The following is a 17,542-nucleotide window of genomic DNA, read 5'->3' as shown; positions in this document are numbered from 1 at the left end:
GAAAAACAATGAAAAGATCGATTAAATTAATTCTTATTGCGTTTATTATTTCATTTGTTGGCTCCTTTTTTTCCGAAGGTGGACAATGGGTTGGCTTTGTCAATTTTCTATTTTTCATCTCAATTCTGCTGCTCATGCTTGGTGGAACATTATTTGTCCTTAAAGGCGGTATGTTTGATGGGATTTTTTATAGTTTCCGACGAATTTACAGTCGTACTTCTAAGATTGAGAACTATGTGTCTGAACAAACAGGTGAATTACAAAATACACCCAAAATTAGTTTGAGCGGGCTTTCGATTCACCCAATCATTATATCTGGTGTTGCCTTATTTTTTATTTCATTCATTGCGGCTTATATGTAAACAATTAAATGGGAGGAAATTCAAATGAAAAGATTAGAAAAGTTAAGAGAAATGTTTGATGGATTGGGAATTAATGGGATACTCATTACGAATGATCAAAACCGTAGATATATGACAGGGTTTACTGGAACAGCCGGTTTAGTATTAATTACGAAGGAAGAGGCTATATTAGTAGTAGATTTTCGCTATGTTGAACAAGCAAACGAGCAGGCAAAAGATTTTTCCGTTGTTCAAGTAAGCGCAAAAGCGGAATTGCTAGCTGAAGTTGTTCGACAAACAGAGCGACTAAAAATTTCCAAGCTTGGCTTCGAGCAAACTCACATGAGTTTTTATTCTTATTCCGAATATCAAGCCCAATTAAAAGCAGAAATGGTTCCTCTTACTGGAACAATTGAAAAGCTTCGGATGATTAAGGATAAAGAAGAGATAAGCATTATAAGAGAAGCGGCAGAAATAGCGGATGCTGCATTCACACATATTCTTGAGTTTATCAAACCAGGAATAAAGGAAATCGAAGTTTCAAATGAATTAGAGTCATATATGAGAAAGCAAGGGGCTACTTCCTCTGCATTTGATACGATCGTTGCGTCGGGCCACCGCGGTGCTTTTCCTCATGGTGTGGCAAGCATAAAGGTGATTGAGAAAGGTGATATGGTGACCCTTGACTTCGGCGCCAACTATAAAGGATATCGTTCAGATATTACGAGAACGATAGCTGTTGGTGAACCAAATGAAGACTTAAAAGGAATCTATTACATTGTACTTGAGGCACTGTCAAAAGCTCTCGATGGAATTAAACCAGGGATGACAGGAAAAACAGCAGACGCTTTCTCAAGGGATTATATAACCGAAAAAGGCTATGGAAAGCAATACGGCCATGGTTCAGGCCATGGAATCGGATTGGATATCCATGAGGAGCCATTTAAGAATGTCAATTGTGAAATAGTTTTAGAACAAGGCATGGTGCTGACTGTTGAACCAGGAATATACATACCGAATCTTGGCGGGGTGCGAATTGAGGATGATATTTTATTAACCGCAGACGGGATTGAAATCATTACGAAATCAGCGAAGGAATTGCTTGTTCTATAGAAGGATAATTTTCCTTTATCCTGACTCAAATATAAATAGGGGGAGATTTTATGAAAATAAAGAGTACGTTAATGCTTGTCCTTATGCTTTTATTAAGTTCATTTTTAACAGGCTGCTATGGTGGAGAAAATAAGAAAACAGCTACAGAAGGTACTCCGAATCAGTCTGAAGGAGGAGCAGTTGAAACGGCAAGTGAGCAAGTTTTAAATCTAGTGGAAGGCGGGGAAGTTCCGACGCTCGATACACTTGGATTATTTGACGCGCTTTCAAGTCGAACAATGAATAATATTTTTGAAGGGCTTTATAGATTAGATGAATCACATGCACCTATTGAAGGAATGGCTGAAAATCATGAAGTTAGTGAGGATGGGAAGGTATATACATTCCATATTCGTTCAGATGCAAAGTGGAGTAATGGAACACCTGTAACCGCTAAGGATTTTGAATTTGCTTGGAAAAAGGCAATCAACCCTGAAACTCTATCAACCTATTCTTATCTATTCAATGATATAAAAAATGCTGCAGCTATTCAGGATTCTGAAAGTGAATTGTTTGGAAAGGTTGATGAATTAGGAGTTAAGGTCGTGGATGACAACACTTTACAGGTTGAATTAGATCATCCGGTCCCTTACTTTTTAAGCCTTATCACGTATCCAGTATTTTTTCCGCAAAATAAAGAATTTGTTGAATCCCAAGGAGATCAATATGCGCTAGAAGTTGAAAATCTTCTATATAACGGACCATTCGTGCTAGATTCATGGGAGCATGAGGTTGGCTGGGTATATAAGAAAAATCCAACCTATTGGGATGCTGGCGCAGTTAAGCTTGAAACGATAAATGTAAAGGTTGTAAAAGAGGCAGCAACAAGGGTGAACCTCTATGATACCGGGAAAATCGACTTAACAGAAATTACTTCTGAATTTATTGATCAGTATGCAAGTACACCAGATTACAATACTTTGCTTAAGCCGGAAGTGTTCTTTATTCGGATGAATCAACAGAATAAATACTTGGCAAATGTTAATATTCGTAAGGCTATTGATATGGGCTGGGATAAAAAAGCTGCTACGGAAAGTCTATTAAATAACGGTTCCGTTCCGGCCTATTATTTAGTTCCTAAAGAATTTGCCTTTGATGGGAGCGGAAAAGACTTCCGTACAAAATACGCTGGTTTTAATGAGGAAGGGATTGAGAAGGCAAAGGAGTATTGGGAGAAAGGGTTAGAAGAGCTTGGTGTTGATAGCATTGAATTAGAATTTTTAAGCTATGATAGCGAAGAAAGAAAAAGAGTTAGTGAATACTTTAAAAATCAGCTAGAAACCAATTTGCCTGGTTTAACGATAAAAATCAATCAGCAGCCTAATAAGCAAAAGCTTGCTTTAGAATCTAGCCAGCAATATGACCTGACATATTCTGGGTGGGGACCTGACTTCCAAGACCCAATTACTTTTATGGATCTTTATCTATCAGAAGGTCCATACAACTGGTCAAGCTATGCTAATGAGAAATTCGATAGTCTCATAACAGAAGCTAAAACAAATCCTACAGATATAAATAAGAGATGGGAAAGTATGTTGGAAGCAGAAAAAATCCTCATCGAAGAGGACGCAGCTATTTCTCCAATGTACCAATCCGGTCTCGCTCAGCTGAAGAAGCCATATGTAAAAGGATATGTGGCGCATCCATTTGGGGTGTTTGCTTCTTATAAGTGGACTTATATTGAAGGGGAATAGAAAATATCACTCTTAATATGTGTCATTTTCTAAAGAAGCAGAAAAGAGTTTCAAAGAATGGTTAAAGCCAATTGGTTATGAATTTTAATAGTTAATGAATGAAATAGAATTTAATTAATTAGGAGGGAATACTATGAACTTTAGCAAAATGTTTACAACAGTCGATTTGCATGTTGCCGGAGAGCCATTACGCGTCATAACTGGTGGATTTCCAGAAATTAAAGGAAGTACACAACTAGAAAGACGGGCTTATTGTATGGAGCATTTAGACCATCTGCGGGAAACTTTAATGTATGAACCGCGAGGGCACCATGGAATGTACGGTTGCATTATCACCCCTCCAGCCAGTCCGCATGCTGATTTTGGGGTACTATTTATGCATAATGAAGGATGGAGTACGATGTGTGGGCATGGGATTATAGCTGTAATGACTGTTGGAATCGAAACAGGCATGTTTGATTTATCAGGCGGAAAAGAAAAGTTTATTATTGATAGCCCAGCGGGTGAAGTGATTGCCTATGCTAAATATAATGGCAATCAAGTAGAATCTGTTTCTTTTGAAAATGTTCCTTCATTTGTTTATAAAAAGGATGTTCCTGTAAAGATTGATGGGTATAAGTTTACTGTGGACATTGCATTTGGAGGCGCTTTTTACGCTGTTGTTGATAGTAAAGAAATGAATGTAAAAGTTAATTATAAAGATTTAGCTGCAATTCAAACATGGGGTGGCAAAATCAAGCATTATATTGAAAGTCAAATGGAAGTCAAGCATCCGCTAGAGGAAGGATTACATGGGATCTACGGTGTGATCTTTTCAGACGAGCCAAATAAAGAAGGAGCAGATCTTCGCAATGTGACGATTTTTGCAGATGAGCAGGTGGATCGCTCCCCTTGTGGAACAGGTACTTCAGCAAGAGCTGCCACACTCGTTGAGCAGGGCCGCTTAAAAGAGGGAGAAAGCTTTGTCCATGAATGTATTACGGATGAGCAATTTATTGGCGAAATCTTATCACTGACTAAAGTAGCAGACTATGATGCTGTTGTTCCTAAAGTATCAGGGCAGGCATACATTACTGGATTCCACCAATTTGTCGTAGATCCACGAGATCCGTTGAAGCAAGGATTTTTATTGGCCTAGTAATAAAAACCCGTCAATTGAATCTTATTTCGATTGCCGGGTTTTTTGCGTTTCACTATGAAGTATTTTTCAAATAAGGCATACTAGTTCATGTAGTATAAAAAAGTTTAGGAGTGAAAAAGAATGAAACAAATAATATCAGAGCAAGAATATCGTGAGCAAATTAGCAAGGATGAACTATCTGTTGGTGTGTTTACAACAACTTGGTGTCCTGATTGCAAACGATTAGATATGTTTATCGATGAAATCATTACAGCGAATCAAGATAAGCAATGGTTTACGATTGATCGTGATGATTTTCCGGAAATTTCTGAGGAACAAAGTGTTATGGGAATTCCATCATTATTGGTTTTCAAAAATGGAGAAAAACTCGCTCATCTACATAGTGCCAATGCAAAAACACCAGAGCAAGTGAAAGAATTCTTAAATAATCTATAAGGATAAAAGGCTAATCGGACTTTGTTTCGGTTAGCTTTTTAAAATTGTTATGAAATAAAACTTTTTAATAATAACTGATGTTTTTGCCTTGTGTTTTATGAATAGAAACGAATAAGTTCTATTTTAATAGTAAAGCCTTTTAAACGTGCCCCCTTTATTCGCTAATGATGTAAGCGCTCTCTTTCTTCGTAAAAATATAAAAAACATAGTAAAAAAATTAGTAACTTTGGCAAATTTTAATAGCATAAATCGCGTTTATATGTCATAATTATGTCTGAATTCACTATTTTAAGAAAATTATAAGATGAATTTATTTTCAGCAAAAAGGGTGCAGGCAGGTGACAATGTGAATAAACTACCAATTCTTGAAATAAATGATTTAAAAGTTTCCTTTTTCAGTGGGACAAAATTCGTTCCAGCTATAAATGGAATTAGCTTTTCTTTAAAAGAAGGAGAGATTCTTGGCATTGTTGGTGAGTCAGGAAGTGGAAAGAGTGTAACCTCCCTAGCAACGATGGGATTAATCCCTTGTCCACCAGGAAAAATAGAGAACGGTGAAATTCTTTTTGAAGGAAGGGACTTAACCGGAATATCAGAAAAAGAATGGAGAAAAATCCGCGGAAATAAGATTTCGATGATTTTTCAAGAGCCAATGACATCCTTAAATCCTCTCTTTACAATTGGGAACCAATTAATGGAGGGAATCAAGCTGCATACAAGCCTTTCAAAAGCAGAGGCAAAAATGCGCTGTATCGAATTACTTCGTCTTGTTGGGATTCCAAGGGCGGAAGGGATTCTTAAAGAATACCCGCACCAGCTTTCTGGTGGCATGAGGCAGAGGGTTATGATTGCCATGGCGATGGTGTGCAATCCAAAGGTTCTCATTGCAGATGAGCCTACAACAGCATTAGATGTAACAATCCAGGCACAAATCCTTGCTTTAATGAAGGATTTAAATGAAAAAACGAATACATCCATTATTTTAATTACCCATGATTTAGGAGTTGTTGCGGAAATTTGCGAAAGAGTCATCGTCATGTATTCGGGGCAGATCGTCGAACAGGGAGATGTGCATACCATCTTAAAAAATCCCCAGCACCCATATACAAAAGGACTTCTTAAGTCAGTGCCTGATTTAAGAACGAAGAAGGATAGGCTTTACAGCATACCCGGTAATGTTCCGGTTCCTGGGAGTGTGATTCAAGGCTGCCGATTTGCCGCAAGATGTTCAGAAGTTTTCGGAAAATGCTTAGAGGCGGAACCTGAATTAGTTCAATTAGAAAAGGAAGACAATCAAGTTCGTTGCTTCCTGTATTCAGAAAAAGAAAGGAGTGACGAACATGTCAGAGTTACTTCTTGAAGTTTCCGGCTTGAAAAAATACTTTCCGATTACAGGCGGTTTGCTTGGCGGTGTGAAAGGAGAGGTGAAAGCAGTAGATGACGTCTCTTTCCATGTAAGAAAGGGAGAAACTCTAGGGATTGTTGGTGAAAGCGGTTGCGGGAAATCAACGACTGGTCGTCTATTAATGCGCCTCATTGAAGCGAGTGACGGAAAAATTGTTTTTGAAGATAAAGAGATTACTAGTATGTCAATGAGCGAATTAAGAAAAATCCGTCGGGATATACAAATGGTATTTCAAGATCCATATGCCTCTTTAAATCCGCGGCATACAGTAGAAAAAATTCTTGAAGAACCACTGATTGTCCATGGGATTGGTACAAAAGAGGAAAGAAAAAGGCGTGTACATGAAATGCTTGAGGTCGTTGGATTAAGCAGCTATCATGCACGAAGATATCCGCATCAATTCAGTGGTGGACAGCGCCAGCGGATTGGGATTGCGAAGGCCTTGATGACGAAGCCGAAGCTGATCATTGCCGATGAGCCCGTTTCAGCACTTGATGTATCCATTCAGGCGCAAGTTTTAAACTTAATGAAGGATATTCAAAAGGAATTTGGACTTACATATATATTTATCTCCCATGATTTAGGTGTTGTTCGCCATATTAGTGATCGTGTAGGTGTCATGTATTTAGGTAGATTAATTGAATTAGCTGACAGTGAAGAGCTGTATGAAAATCCAAAGCATCCATATACAAAGGTACTGCTTTCAGCTGTTCCAACTCCTGATCCAGATATAAAGCGTGAAACCATCTTAATCAAAGGAGAGCTGCCAAGTCCGGCAAACCCGCCATTAGGATGTGCATTTCATACGCGTTGCTCAGAGTGCATGGATATTTGTAAAACGACTAGGCCAGTTGGCCAAGGCGAGAATGGTCATTTTGTAGCTTGCCACTTGTACAACAAGGAATAAGCTGCATTTATGATAAAAAAATGAAAAATAGGGGGAAACAATTCACATGAACAAAACGCTGAAATTATTATTCGTTTCATTGTTGGCAGTAAGCATGTTCCTTGTCGGATGTAGTGGCAAATCTAACCAGACATCCGGGGATAATGGTTCTTCTACTAGCCCATCATCACCTAGCGGTGGCGATGAAAAGAAACAAGATACACTTGTTTTTGGTCGCGGCGGTGATTCCGTATCTCTTGATCCAATCACAACAACAGAAGGGGAAACCTTTAAAGTTACAGAAAATATTTTTGAAAAATTACTTGTGTATGGAGAGAGTGATACATCTGTCCAGCCAGCTCTAGCTGAGGAGTGGGAGGTATCTGATGATAATTTGACATACACATTTAAATTGCGCCAAGGTGTTAAATTCCATGATGGCACAGACTTTAATGCGGATGCAGTCGTGTTTAACTTTGAGCGTTGGATGAATGGAAATGAAGAAAAATTCCCGTACTATACAATGTTTGGCGGGTTTAAGGGTGACGAAGGTCATGTCATTAAGGAAGTTAAAGCTTTAGATGAACACACTGTACAATTTATCTTAAATAGACCACAGGCTCCGTTCTTAAAGAATATCGCTATGTCTCCTTTCGGGATTGCAAGCCCGGCAGCTATTGAAAAATACGGGGACAAATTCAGACAAAATCCAGTTGGAACTGGACCATTTAAATTTGTAGAATGGAAGCAAAATGACCGAATTGTGCTTGAAAAAAATACAGATTATTGGATGGAAGGCTATCCAAAGCTAAGCAAAGTAATTTATCGTGTCATTCCTGAAAACACAGCTCGTTTGAACGCGCTTGCTAATGGCGAAATCGATATTATGGACGGCTTAAACAATTCAGATGAAGCAAGTGTATTAAGCAATCCTGATTTACAAATTATTGAGCGTCCATCTATGAACGTTGGTTATATTGGCTTTACTGTTAATCGCCCGCCATTTGATAATAAGCTTGTTCGACAAGCATTAAGTCATGCAATAGATAAGCAATCAATCATTGATTCATTCTATGGAGGTAAGGCAGAGCCTGCGAAAAACCCAATGCCGCCATCCATTGAAGGCTATAATAACGCTATTCAAGACTATCCTTTTGACTTAGATAAAGCGAAAGAATTACTAGCAGAGGCTGGCTTTGCAGATGGATTTGAAATGGATTTATGGGCTATGCCTGTTGCACGTCCATACATGCCTGAAGCGATGAAGGTTGCAGAAGTCATTCAAGATAACTTCAGCAAAATCGGTGTGACAGCGAATATCCAGACAGTTGACTGGGCTACTTATTTAGATAAAGCGAAAAAAGGTGAGTTTGATGCCTATATGCTTGGCTGGACTGGAGATAACGGAGACCCCGATAACTTTATTTACACATTGCTTGACAAAGATAGTATTGGAAGTAACAACAACTCTCATTACATCAATGAAGAACTACATGACATTTTAATTGAAGCGCAAACTGAAACTGATCAAGATAAGCGAAACGATCTTTACAAAAAAGCTCAAGAACTTATTAAGGAAGACGCACCGTGGGTACCGCTTGTTCACTCAACACCATTATTAGCAGCGGTAAAAGATTTACAAAACTACAAGCCACACCCAACAAACTCTGAAACACTAACAAAAGTAGAATTTAAATAAGCATTGCCAAAAGGGAGGCTCTGTCTCCCTTTTGTTAGCTATGAAACACATGGTAAGTAAAAGAAATGAAGTCGGATTGAGATAAATCGGCGAATGAGCCGATTTATTTAGCTAATAGGGAAGTTGAATGAATTGGCACTTAGAATTTAAGGAGAGGTCGTTCATTACTCCTGTTTCAAGATCATTTTCAACAAAGAGGTGAGAAGCTTGTTTAATTATACTGTCCGCCGCATTCTTTCTTTAATACCTGTTCTGTTTGGCATGACTCTTGTTGTATTTGCCATCATTCATGCGATTCCTGGTGATCCTGCTCAAGTCATTCTTGGCCAAAAGGCTACAAAAGAAGCGATTGCCACTTTAACAAGGGAGCTTGGTTTGGATCGGCCATTATACATACAATACTTCGATTATATTAAATCTTTATTTTCAGGAGATCTAGGAAACTCATTGCGGACAAGAGGGCCAATTAACGAAGAAATCTGGCCATATCTTGCTGCAACTCTGGAGTTAACGATCTTCGCAATGATAATTGCTGTTTTCATCGGTGTAAATGCCGGTATTATTAGTGCGTGGTTTTCAAACTCATGGTTCGATTATACAGCGATGATCCTTGCGCTTATCGGAGTTTCCATGCCAATCTTCTGGCTTGGTTTAATGGAGCAATGGGCATTTTCTATCCAGCTAGGCTGGCTGCCAACAACAGGACGGGAAAATGTTAGAGATCCTGTTACAGCCATTACAAACCTTTACTTAATTGATACGTTGATCAAGGGGAACACTGGCCAATTTATTGAAGTCCTCAAGCATTTAATATTGCCAAGCTTTGCATTAGCCACAATCCCGATGGCCATCATTGCTCGGATGACAAGATCAACGATGCTAGAAGTGATGAAATCCGACTATATCCGTACAGCACGTGCAAAAGGCGTAAGAATGTTTTTGGTTGTGTACAAGCATTCTTTAAAAAATGCAGTTATTCCAGTGCTAACAGTAATTGGCTTGCAAACAGGTCTATTACTAGGAGGAGCTATTTTAACCGAAACGATTTTCGGCTGGCCGGGAATTGGACGCTACTTATATGAAGCAATCGGGTATCGCGATTATCCGGTTATTCAGTCAGGCATTTTAATTATTGCAGCTATCTTTGTATTCATTAACTTGATTGTTGACCTTTTATATGCCTTTATTGACCCAAGAATTAAGTACACGAATTAATGAAAAAGGGAGGATTCGAAAGTGGCTGAACTTGCGAAGAACACATCAGACATAGTAAAGGTCAACTCTGAAGCAGAACAGACACCTGCCTGGAAAGAAGCGTGGCGTTCGTTTTGTAGAAACAAGCTGGCGGTCGTCGGTTTAGGAATCGTTATCTTTTTTATCATAGTGGCCATCTTAGCCCCTGTCATTGCGCCATATAGTTTTAAAGATCAAGAATTGTCCAAAAGGCTATTAGCACCTTCCAGTGAAAATTGGTTCGGTACTGATGACTTTGGCCGTGACATTTTCTCACGTATCGTTTATGGTGCCCGAATTTCATTAACGGTTGGATTCTTTGCTGTCTTAGGTTCTTCGATAATCGGGACCATGTTAGGAATCATCGCTGGCTATTATGGACGCTGGGTAGATACGATCATCTCGAGAATATTTGATATTATGCTAGCATTCCCAAGTATTTTGCTAGCCATAGCAGTTGTTGCTATTCTTGGCCCATCCGTGCAAAACGCACTGATTGCCATTGCAGTTATTAATATTCCTAACTTTGGCCGGCTCGTTCGATCAAAGGTATTGAGTGTAAAGCAGGAAGAATATATTATGGCAGCAAAGGCAGTAGGGATGAAAGATGCAAGAATCTTACTCCGCCACATCTTGCCAAACAGCATGACGCCAATTATTGTACAGGCAACACTTGCCATTGCAACGGCAATCATCGAAGCAGCTGCGCTTGGCTTTCTCGGCCTCGGAGCCCAGGCGCCCACACCCGAATGGGGAAAAATGCTCGCAGACAGCAGGCAATATCTCGTACAAGCCCCATGGACCTTATTCTTTCCGGGACTTGCCATCATGTTAACGGTACTCGGATTTAACTTAATGGGGGATGGGCTAAGGGATGTGCTGGATCCGAAGATGAAGCAGTAGGAATTATGTGAAAAAAGAAAACAAGAATAGAAAGAGACAGCCTTTCGGGATGTGCTGTCTCTTTCCGTTCTGATAGAGCTGTAGTTTGACCAAGTGTTTGAAAGCTAAAATAGGGTGATTTTTAATTGCCTTCATGGCAGCGTAGAGGTCAGGGGTTCGAGCCGCCTATTCTCCATAATAACATTGAAAAAACTCAATTCCTTTTTAAAGGGGATTGAGTTTTTTTGTTAGGTTATAAGTATTAACTAACCAATAATTAGAAAGTATTACAGCATTTTTGTAGAGAATGAATAAAGTATTATAAAATGGTAATTTTAAGAGGAGGAGGTGGAACCCTAAATGAATAAAAAAGAAGGAAAAGGATATGTATATTTTTTTCTTCAATGTATTAAAACTAACGTAGTAAAGATAGGCGAAACTACTAGAGAGGTCAAGGAAAGGATTGTAGAACTGTCTAACAAAGAATATCCCAAATTGTATATTTGAATTTGTTCATCATTTCACAAGAAACATGTAGTCAAAACGAAGAAAGCCTGCTATAATTGCAACCGGAGTAACCACTAAGGGTTACTAACTCAAGTTTCGCAGCAGAAATCAGGCATTAAAGTCTTGATATAACTAGGTGGCGAGTTAAATCAATACATCACTTGCTCAAAAATGAAGTCTGTGTCTAGTGAGAATTGTTTTTTCAACTGCGTGAAGGACGCCATCGGTTGAGCCAAAGCAGTCTTCAAATACATATCACTGACTTCAACGCAAAGGGTTGTATCGGTACTGAGCACAGCCAGCCATTCGCTTCGCTTGTTGCAGTTTTGTACGAACACGATTCTCACGGCGAATCCGTTTTTCGTCTTGGCAATCACGGAACCATGGTTTAGACCGGCTTTTTCGGTGCGAAACATGAGTGAATAAATATATCTATTAAAAAATTTACCTAAAAGGGGAATACTATCATGAGCGGTTATAACGCAGTAGCAGCAAGAAATACGGAAAATGCACCAACATGTCCTCTATCTTCACAAACTGTAGCTTTCTCTCATTACAATAATCTTTCAGCTCAATTACCTATCGAACCTACAACTGGTAAATTGGTAGCTGGTGGTATTAAAGAGCAGGCTGAACAATGCTTTAAAAATATCAAAGCAATTGTTGAAAGCATTGATCATGTTATGAGCGATGTCGTTAGAATCACTGTATTCGTTAAGAATATCAAAGATGTTGACGCTGTAGACGAAGTTTTTAAAACGTTCTTCCCAACATATGTTCCTTCACGGACAACAGTTGCAGTTGCGGCTTTGCCTATGGATGCTATGGTGCAAGTTGAAGCACTTGTTTCACACGGTGAAGGTACAATTCCAAACGCGCCACAATCAGGCGACCTCATTAAGCTTACAAATAACACGGCAAATGCACCAACAAGTCCGCTATCTACACAAACTGTGTCTTTCTCTCATTACAATAATCTTTCAGCTCAATTGCCGATCGATCCGAAAACTGGCCGATTAGTAGTTGGCGGTGTAAAAGAGCAGGCTGGACAGTGCTTAAAAAATATCAAGGCAATTTTAGAAAGTATCGACGTTCCTTTTGATGATATTGTTAAAATTAATATCTTCCTTAAAAACCTATCGGATACTGAAGCCGTAAATGAAGTTTATAAAACATTCTTCCCAGACTCGGCTATCGCCAGAGCCGTAGCTTATGTCCCTGCACGGACAACAGTTGAAGTTTCAGCTCTACCTATGGATGCTTTGGTACAAATTGAAGCAGTGGTGTCACACGGAGATGGTACACCTCCACAAGCTATTGAAGACAGACATGGAATCGTTATTTGGGCGAACAATACTGACAATGCACCAAAGTGTTCCCTATCTACACAAACTGTAGCGTTCTCTCATTACAATCACCTTTCAGCTCAATTGCCTTTGGATCCAAAAACTGGTGAAATGGTAGCTGGTGGTGTAAAAGAGCAAGCTGAACAGTGCTTGACAAATATCAAGGCAATTGTAGAAAGTATCGACCACGTTATGGACGATGTAGTTAAAGTAAATATCTACCTTAAGAATATTGCAGATATTGATGCTTTAAACGAAGCTTACAAAACATTCTTCCCAGGCGGTGTTCCTGCACGAAGAGTAGTTGGAGTATCAGCTTTACCTAAAGATGCTTTAGTCCAAATCGATGTAGTTGTAGCAAACGCTGAAGGAACACCTAGAAAAGCATAACAGGCATTTGTTTGTAAATACAGGAACTATCAAAGTTACTTGTTAATGCCGATGGTGAATGCGAAATCGCATATCCTATTCATAAAAACGGGCTGTCTCAAATGAAAATTGGGACAGCCTCCGTTTTTTAACAGCATAGATGAAAAAGCATCGAGTTTTTAGCCGATTGGCTGAAATCTTGATGCTTTTTTTAGTTTCCGGGCATTTGCTTTGAGTTTGGATACTTTTGTGAAGTTTGTTCAGTTTATAGCCAAAACATAGAAGCATAAACTCAACCTTCACACTTTGTTTCTCTCATGTTAAAAATCTTCGAAATCCGTAATCTTCCTTCAAAACTCCGAATACACCTTCCACTTGGATTGATCGATTCATTCGCAAGACAATTGAACCTGGCTCCATTTAGAGGAGAGTGAGGGGGTCTGAAAAAAGAAAAAACCCTTGCTACGCAAAGGTTTTTAAAAGTATGGAGAATAGGGGGCTCGAACCCCTGACCTCTACGCTGCCAGCGTAGCGCTCTCCCAGCTGAGCTAATCCCCCGATAGGTGAATACATAGAAAATTATATATGTAATCGGGGGGTTTGGCAAGAGGTATTTTTTGAAAAAAGTGAATTCATTATTGTTAACTTTCTATTTCTACGCTTCGGACACCATTTAATTGGGATACACTATAATAAACATCCGTTATACTCTTCTTTTTATCGACAGTGACAATGAGCTGAACGAGGTGCTTCCTTTCTTCTAAATCTTTAATACGCACACGCTTGATAGATAATTTTAAATCTTTAATGCCTGACAAGATTTCAGCAATATTTTCTTTCTCTGTCACTTTAAGCTGGAGGGTAATTTCTTTTTCCCTTAATTGTCTAGGTCCGAGGAGGGCCATAAAAAATGGGATGACTTCAACACTAATAATAAGCAGAGCCACTCCCGCCAACGCTTCTACATAAAAACCGGCTCCGACCGCAATTCCAATTCCTGCTGCTCCCCATATTAATGCAGCAGTTGTTAAGCCTGATATGCTGTCATTGCCTCTTCTTAAAATGACGCCTGCCCCTAAAAAGCCGATTCCAGAAACGATTTGAGCGGCCAAACGGAGTGGATCCATTTGAATGTTTACGCCAACTTTTCCCGGGAAGATGTAGGCGGATTCAATGGAAACAATCGTTAACAAGCAGCTAACAATAGAAATAACTAGGCTCGTTTTTAGTCCGACTGGCTTTCTTTTTAATTCACGCTCAATTCCGATGACAAGACCGAGTACGGCTGATATTCCGAGCTTCATGAAAATCTCTAACTCTAAGTCGCTCATAATATCCCCACTCCTCATATGATTTGTGATGAAAAGGGAGAAGAGCTGATGTGGCTCCACTTTTTTTCAACCTCATTTCTTACAATCATTACGATAATTAAAGTGATACCCTTTTAACAATATCCTAAATCTTACTAGTATGGAATAAGATTTAATTATGGCGAAAGAATTGCTTAGGATGTAATATAGTATGTGGCAAAAAACGTTATTACAGAACAAAGGAGAAACAAAACATCATGTCAGACACAAAAATAAATCCTTATGTGGCACTAGCCATAGGAGTTTTTTCAGTCTCAACATCTGCGATTCTTGTTAAAGTATCAAGCGCACCTTCAGGCGTCATAGCATTTTATCGGTTATTCTTTTCGGTTTTATTTATGTTGCCTTTATTTCTAATAAAGTATGTTCCGGAGCTTCGTCTTATTACAAGACGAGATTGGTTATTTTCAATTGTAGCGGGCGTTTTTCTAGCCTTTCATTTTATTCTTTGGTTTGAATCTTTAAATTACACGTCAGTGGCAAGCTCTACAGTATTGGTTACTTTACAGCCTTTGTTTGCTTTTATCGGAACTTATTTTTTCTTTAGGGAAAAGTTTTCTTGGAAAGCAATTGTCAGCTGTTTAATTGCTGTTTTTGGCAGTGTAATCATTAGCTGGGGAGATTTTAAAGTAAGCGGCTCCGCTTTATTTGGAGATGTGTTAGCTTTAATTGCTTGTGCTTTAGTTACAACATATTTATTATTTGGCCAAACAGTTAGAAAAAGATTATCACTCGTAACCTACACATTTGTCGTATATAGCATCAGTACGATTACTCTGTTTGCCTACGTTTTAATTAAGCAAGAGCCATTACTTCCGTATGGCACGAGTGATTGGGTGTATTTTATCCTGCTCGCCCTTGTCCCAACTTTAATGGGCCATACAATATTTAATTGGTCGTTAAAATGGCTTAGCACCTCAACTATTTCGATGGCGATTCTATTTGAACCAGTCGGAGCGGCAATCTTAGCCTATTATCTCCTACAAGAATCTGTAGTCTGGACACAACTTCTTGGGGGCGCTGTTATTATTATTGGCGTCACGTTATTTTTACTTGATGAACGCGGAATGAATATGAAAGAATTAAAGAAAAAGCAACCTCTCATCATGAATAGCAGGCGATAACGTTAAGTTGCGAATTTAGGGGAGATTAAAATGGGGTTTGACAGAGCTTTTAAGATTTTCCCACAATTAGAGACGAAAAGAGTTATATTACGAAAGCTTCAAATGGATGATGCTCCAAGTATCTTTCGTTATTTTTCAAAAGACGAAGTGACTATATTTTATGACCTTGATACTTTTACTACTGAAAAGGAAGCTGAAGACTTAATAGAAAGTCTCCTTTACCGGTATGAAATGAGAAAGCAAATTCGTTGGGCAATTGTTTTAAAAGAAAGCGGGCAATTTATTGGCACATGTGGCTATCACTCGATAGAAGAAGAACATTGGAAAGCGGAAATTGGCTATGAGCTGCACCCAGATTATTGGAGACAAGGATTAATGACTGAGGTGATTAGTGCTGTCGTCCAATATGGTTTCAATGAGCTCGAATTAAATCGTATTGAAGCATTTTACGATCCAAGAAATATTGCCTCAGCTAGAGTATTAGAAAAGATCGGCTTTGAATTTGAAGGCGTTTTGAGGAAGCGGTTTTTTATAAAAGGGAAGTTTGTAGACGGTGCAATTGCTGCAATTATAAAGTGAAACCTCATTAAGTGGGGGGCTTTATCCCAACTGAATGTTAGTTGAATTTATCACGCTCAAAGTGCCACGTCCTCCCAAAAGCTCTGCTTTTGGTCGTGCGATGTAGAGCTTCCGTAGTGTTCCTTGTACTGTGGCTTTCGCCTAACTAGGACATCGTGTCCGTCGTCGGGCCTTTAGGGGCAGTTGAACTTCCACCTAGGCTTCTCCTATTCATCTAAAGTTTTGAGGTGGAAGTCTTACTGCTCGTTAATCTGCGATAAAAGAATAATAGCTTAAAATCCCTCAATTCATACTGGGGGATTTTTTTATAAAATAATTTGTCATCGGTTTCATTGAACAAGCCCTGATGTACGAAGTAATAACCAGCGCAGTGAAATGAAACTGAAGATATTTACATATCTATTAAAAATTCCAAAATAATGATTGTTTTAATCTAAATAAATATGTAAGTGAATAAGTGAACTTGTGGAAATTCACCAAATGAATGTGTATAAGCTAGATACTTAATCCACAAGTTGTGGATTAAATGTGAATTTTTAGATATTTCTATTATGTTTCTGTGGATAAACTTGGGCTCACGGAAAACTCCAAGTTATCAACAGACAAAAGTAGCAAGCTTTCTACTTTTTAGTAGTTAGATATTGGACAATCTCATCTTTCAATACAAGCGCATTATTATAGTTAGGATCTTTTGCAGCATATAGGAGTGTAATATTATTCGTGAGGCTTAGTTCACTAAGCCGTTTAAATTCGCTTTTTATTGATTCATTGGATCGGAGCTCTGCTTTATACCTCTTTCGGAATTCATCAAAAAGTTCTATATTATGATGAAACTCTTTTCGTAATTCATGGCTTGGCGCTAAATCCTTTGCCCAGCAATATAGATTCGCTTTCTCTTTTGAAACCCCCCGTGGCCAAAGGCGATCAACTAGAATGCGATAGCCGTCACTTTCTTCGTAAGGATCATAAATTCTTTTAATTGAAATGTTAGCCAAGATGTTCACCTCGATTCTTTTCTAAATTAATAATTACATTTATAATAAATTGTATAGGAAGAAAATTTGGATTGCTAATATAAGAACTAGAGTAATTAGAATCGATCCTATTAAATTTTTGTAAAAAAAACATTAAAATTATATTGCAAACATTTAATAGACATGATATATTAATATTCGTCCTTACGAAATAGCTGAAAACAAAGAAAAAATTCTTTTAAAAAAAGTTGTTGACTAAGAACGAGGAAATGTGTTAAATTAATAAAGTCGCTTCTGAGCGACAAGATAGTTCTTTGAAAACTGAACGAACAAAACGTCAACGTTTTAGTCTTTTTATCAAAAAGACATTATGAGCTAATCAACTCACAATTTATTGGAGAGTTT

General features: G+C 38.5%; 16 protein-coding genes, 1 tRNA gene and 1 pseudogene. 14 read left to right on the top strand and 4 right to left on the bottom strand.

Features of this window, described 5'->3' with window-relative positions; genetic code table 11:
* Nucleotides 1-8: 8 nt before the first annotated feature.
* From F7731_RS12845 to F7731_RS12790, 12 genes are all read left to right on the top strand, one after another.
* A complete protein-coding gene (locus F7731_RS12845; RefSeq protein WP_151535197.1) occupies nucleotides 9-362 on the top strand; it encodes a DUF3899 domain-containing protein in 354 nt (117 codons plus the stop codon).
* Between the two features lie 24 nt (nucleotides 363-386).
* On the top strand, nucleotides 387-1,454 hold the full coding sequence (locus F7731_RS12840) for a M24 family metallopeptidase (protein WP_151535196.1): 1,068 nt from the start codon (nucleotides 387-389) through the stop codon (nucleotides 1,452-1,454).
* 50 nt (nucleotides 1,455-1,504) lie between these two features.
* Nucleotides 1,505-3,187: a peptide ABC transporter substrate-binding protein gene (locus F7731_RS12835; protein WP_151535195.1), complete on the top strand. Its 1,683-nt coding sequence runs from the start codon at nucleotides 1,505-1,507 to the stop codon at nucleotides 3,185-3,187.
* Between the two features lie 133 nt (nucleotides 3,188-3,320).
* Nucleotides 3,321-4,325, top strand: a complete 1,005-nt coding sequence (locus F7731_RS12830) for a proline racemase family protein (RefSeq protein ID WP_151535194.1) — start codon at nucleotides 3,321-3,323, stop codon at nucleotides 4,323-4,325.
* Nucleotides 4,326-4,448: 123 nt separating this feature from the next.
* Entirely contained in the window at nucleotides 4,449-4,763 is a 315-nt protein-coding gene (locus F7731_RS12825; protein ID WP_151535193.1) for a thioredoxin family protein, read from the top strand.
* 346 nt (nucleotides 4,764-5,109) lie between these two features.
* Nucleotides 5,110-6,123: an ABC transporter ATP-binding protein gene (locus tag F7731_RS12820; protein ID WP_151535192.1), complete on the top strand. Its 1,014-nt coding sequence runs from the start codon at nucleotides 5,110-5,112 to the stop codon at nucleotides 6,121-6,123.
* Nucleotides 6,104-7,075, top strand: coding sequence for an ABC transporter ATP-binding protein (locus tag F7731_RS12815; RefSeq protein ID WP_151535191.1), 972 nt, complete (start codon nucleotides 6,104-6,106; stop codon nucleotides 7,073-7,075). Before F7731_RS12820 ends, F7731_RS12815 begins: the two co-directional genes overlap by 20 nt.
* A 46-nt stretch (nucleotides 7,076-7,121) precedes the next feature.
* Nucleotides 7,122-8,753: an ABC transporter substrate-binding protein gene (locus F7731_RS12810; RefSeq protein ID WP_151535190.1), complete on the top strand. Its 1,632-nt coding sequence runs from the start codon at nucleotides 7,122-7,124 to the stop codon at nucleotides 8,751-8,753.
* Nucleotides 8,754-8,960: 207 nt separating this feature from the next.
* Nucleotides 8,961-9,968: an ABC transporter permease gene (locus F7731_RS12805; protein WP_151535189.1), complete on the top strand. Its 1,008-nt coding sequence runs from the start codon at nucleotides 8,961-8,963 to the stop codon at nucleotides 9,966-9,968.
* A gap of 21 nt (nucleotides 9,969-9,989) precedes the next feature.
* Nucleotides 9,990-10,889: a nickel transporter permease gene (gene nikC / locus F7731_RS12800; RefSeq protein WP_151535188.1), complete on the top strand. Its 900-nt coding sequence runs from the start codon at nucleotides 9,990-9,992 to the stop codon at nucleotides 10,887-10,889.
* Between the two features lie 339 nt (nucleotides 10,890-11,228).
* The gene (locus F7731_RS26490) at nucleotides 11,229-11,375 is read left to right on the top strand and encodes a hypothetical protein (protein ID WP_170289706.1); all 147 of its coding nucleotides are present in this window, start codon (nucleotides 11,229-11,231) and stop codon (nucleotides 11,373-11,375) included.
* Between the two features lie 467 nt (nucleotides 11,376-11,842).
* Nucleotides 11,843-13,111 carry a RidA family protein gene (locus tag F7731_RS12790; protein ID WP_151535186.1) on the top strand — a complete coding sequence of 423 codons (1,269 nt, stop codon included), beginning with the start codon at nucleotides 11,843-11,845 and terminating at the stop codon, nucleotides 13,109-13,111.
* A gap of 225 nt (nucleotides 13,112-13,336) precedes the next feature.
* Here F7731_RS12790 and F7731_RS26865 read toward each other — a convergent pair.
* The 3 genes and pseudogenes from F7731_RS26865 to F7731_RS12775 all read right to left on the bottom strand — a co-directional run.
* Nucleotides 13,337-13,495, bottom strand: a pseudogene (locus F7731_RS26865) (transposase); the annotation flags it as partial.
* An 80-nt stretch (nucleotides 13,496-13,575) separates the two neighbouring features.
* Nucleotides 13,576-13,648: transfer RNA gene (locus F7731_RS12780), tRNA-Ala, on the bottom strand.
* Between the two features lie 83 nt (nucleotides 13,649-13,731).
* Nucleotides 13,732-14,421 carry an MgtC/SapB family protein gene (locus tag F7731_RS12775; RefSeq protein ID WP_151535185.1) on the bottom strand — a complete coding sequence of 230 codons (690 nt, stop codon included), beginning with the start codon at nucleotides 14,419-14,421 and terminating at the stop codon, nucleotides 13,732-13,734.
* Between the two features lie 236 nt (nucleotides 14,422-14,657).
* On the opposite strand from F7731_RS12775, the gene F7731_RS12770 reads away from it, so the two are divergent.
* Complete coding sequence (locus tag F7731_RS12770; RefSeq protein ID WP_151535184.1) at nucleotides 14,658-15,584, top strand: DMT family transporter; 927 nt, start codon at nucleotides 14,658-14,660, stop codon at nucleotides 15,582-15,584.
* Nucleotides 15,585-15,614: 30 nt separating this feature from the next.
* Complete coding sequence (locus F7731_RS12765; RefSeq protein WP_151535183.1) at nucleotides 15,615-16,163, top strand: GNAT family N-acetyltransferase; 549 nt, start codon at nucleotides 15,615-15,617, stop codon at nucleotides 16,161-16,163.
* A gap of 620 nt (nucleotides 16,164-16,783) precedes the next feature.
* On the opposite strand, the gene F7731_RS12760 is transcribed toward F7731_RS12765, so the two are convergent.
* The gene (locus tag F7731_RS12760; RefSeq protein ID WP_343032861.1) at nucleotides 16,784-17,167 is read right to left on the bottom strand and encodes a DUF488 domain-containing protein; all 384 of its coding nucleotides are present in this window, start codon (nucleotides 17,165-17,167) and stop codon (nucleotides 16,784-16,786) included.
* Between the last annotated feature and the right edge of the window lie 375 nt (nucleotides 17,168-17,542).

Source organism: Cytobacillus depressus, from assembly GCF_008923245.1.
In the GTDB taxonomy this organism is placed as follows: Bacteria; Bacillota; Bacilli; order Bacillales; family Cytobacillaceae; genus Cytobacillus; species Cytobacillus depressus.
Note: the sequence above shows the minus strand (reverse complement) of the source record. Positions and strands in the feature narration are given on the sequence as shown.